General features: G+C 34.2%; 2 protein-coding genes and 1 pseudogene. All 3 read right to left on the bottom strand.

Annotated features, from left to right (window positions below; genetic code table 11):
* A pseudogene (locus WG67_RS08445) lies at positions 1–602 on the bottom strand (type I secretion system permease/ATPase); the annotation flags it as partial.
* A gap of 690 nt (positions 603–1,292) precedes the next feature.
* On the bottom strand, positions 1,293–2,084 hold the full coding sequence (lgt, locus tag WG67_RS03290; protein WP_010962823.1) for a prolipoprotein diacylglyceryl transferase: 792 nt from the start codon (positions 2,082–2,084) through the stop codon (positions 1,293–1,295).
* Positions 2,085–2,090: 6 nt separating this feature from the next.
* Positions 2,091–2,540 carry an SsrA-binding protein SmpB gene (gene smpB / locus WG67_RS03285; protein WP_007548863.1) on the bottom strand — a complete coding sequence of 150 codons (450 nt, stop codon included), beginning with the start codon at positions 2,538–2,540 and terminating at the stop codon, positions 2,091–2,093.
* Positions 2,541–2,773: the final 233 nt, after the last annotated feature.

Raw genomic sequence — 2,773 nt, 5'->3', positions numbered from 1 at the left:
GCATTGATATTCCGTATAGTTTCTTCGTTGGTTTCTTGTAATATTCGTTTAGTGGCAAGTTCATTCCATATTGCCATAGAGACTAATATAATAATTCCAGTAATAGCTATAAACCCCGTGGAGGTATGTATCATGAAAATCACAACAAGGTAAATTAACGACCATGGAGTATCAAACAGTGAGAATATACCATTTCCTGTAATGAAATTTTTTATCACTCCGAGATCTCGTATTGCTTCACCACTTGAAGTTGAGCTCTGCACTGACGTTAGCCTGATTGACCTTACTATCAGATCTGGTGTTGCAGTTTTATCGATCCAATCACCTATTTTTGCCATGGCTAAATATCGACAAGTTTCAAGCATTGCAGAACATGCAAATGCAGATAAAGTGATAATTGTCAGCATAGTTAGTGTTGATACACTTTCGCTCGATATCACCCGATCAAGCACTTGAGAGGTATAAAGTGGTAGGAATAACATTAATAAATTGATTCCCGCACTAAACCAAAAGATAAACCAAAATGCACTTTTGCATTTTTCTAGGCAAACATATAGAGTACTTTGCTTCAATTCTTTTTTTATTGATGGCGTAATTTCCACAATCTTCCTCTTAATTTGATTACATGCACCATATACAATTTTTATTACAAAAATATTAATAACGGTAGTTAGCTTACTTTAAGTGAGTAAAATATTAATATATGTGAATAGGAAATATAAACAATGGTAAAAAGAAGTATAGTTAATATTTCCTTCATTGCCTATAGCGAAGCTACGTCATACCGCGATTCATTCCATAGCTGTACGAACATTCATTTTTGAAGGTAAACTGCACAGCAAATGGTGTCATGAAAGTAGCTGACACTGGGATGGCTTTGTTGCATCGCTACTTATGAAAGGCTAACTATAATTAGGATTATAAGCAACTTATTGAAAATCTTGTTTTTTTGCAATCAATCTGATCAAATTTAAGAATAGTAATTTGTTATTTATATTAATAAATTTAATTCTATTGAAAATAGCTAAAGCATTGAAATTCTTGAATTTTAGCCAGATTAGTGAGTGGTAGTGAAATTTCTTTTACTCAAATTTAGGTATTCACTGACCGTTCTTGTTATAAATACCAGAATAATAAGCTACTGATATTCTCTACCTTTTTTATCTTTAATCCATCATAGCTAGCGATGCAACAAAGCCCACCGATTCATTCTACTGCAACGCAGAAAATTCGTACAATTGTGCATAATGTGGGGCTTCTGGCTACATTTTTCTATTGAACTCACCTTTTCTCTATGTGACAGATTTCGTATTAAATTTTAAATTTAATGCGCCTAGATATACAAGCATTCCTAGCAAAACCATAGGTATAGAAAGCAACTGCCCCATAGTTAAATCAAGCCACAAATAGCCAATTTGATAGTCTGGTTCGCGAAAAAACTCAACGAAAAAACGTGCTATTCCATACCACATAACTGCAATACCAGTTAACGCACCGTGATACAGTCTTATTCTAGTTAAGAAAAACAGTGAATTTGCAACTGCAAAAAGTAGCAGTCCTTCAAAAAGTGCCTCATAAAGCTGGCTTGGATGATGCAGCAAATTATCACCACTCTCTGGAAATACCATACCCCATGGCATAGTTGTAACTCTGCCAAATAACTCTCCGTTTATAAAATTGCCTATGCGACCTAAAAATAAACCTATGGGAACTCCGCAAGAAACTAGGTCCAGTGCATAAAATGTAGGGATATTATGTCTTTTACACGAAATTATTACTGCAAGCAAAACTCCTATAGCACCACCATGAAATGACATCCCTCCTTCCCAGGTCTTCAATATCTCAATAGGGTTGCTTATATAAAGAACTGGATCATATATCAATACGTAGCCAAGTCTACCTCCAAGGATAATACCTACAATAGTGGCTGTTAATAACGAATCGTAAAAATTCTTAGTAAATATTTTTTGGTCATCTAGCTTATGTAAATACCAATATGCAAACACTATACCCAAAACGTAGGCTAAGGAATACCAATATATAGAAACAGGACCGATGCTGAAAATTACTGGATTTAAAGACATATTTTGCTATAAATTATTCTTAGACAATCTACTTTTTTCACGATCCCACTCTCTCTGTTTTATGGTTGCTCTCTTATCGTAGAGTTTTTTTCCTTTTACAATGGCAATTTTAGTTTTTGCAAATCCTTTATCGTTAAAATAGACCGAAAGCGGCACAACAGTTATCCCAGCAGTCTTGATTTGACCAATTAGTTTATTTATCTCCTTTTTATGCAAGAGTAATTTACGTTCCCTTTTTGGTTTATGATTTTTTCGGTTCGCAGCTTTATATTCTGCAATATGCATATTGTGCAGCCATACTTCGCTATTCTTTTCAACAACGTAGGCGTCGGAAATATTTACTTTTCTTTCTCTTAGCGATTTAACTTCACTGCTTAATAAGACCATACCCGCTTCAAATTCTTCTAAGATGAAATATTCAAACCTTGCTTTCCTATTTTCTGCAATAACTTCCATATCTAAAGATATCTTTAAGCTTCAATATATTACAGAGTTTTTGACTTAATTCATAATAAAACAGTTATCCCAATAAATATAAGGTGCCAGGCTAGTCTGATAGCAACAGGATAACAAAAATCAAGTAAGTGCTTTTTCTGTCTCTCTAGGCACAGGTTCCTTTACTTCTTTCATTTCAGGTTTAGGCTTTGACATTATATATTGACCAGCACCAACTATGAGCGCAGATACTG

The organism is Wolbachia endosymbiont of Drosophila incompta (genome assembly GCF_001758565.1).
Lineage (GTDB): Bacteria > Pseudomonadota > Alphaproteobacteria > Rickettsiales > Anaplasmataceae > Wolbachia > Wolbachia pipientis.
This window is presented reverse-complemented; position numbering and strand designations above follow the sequence as displayed.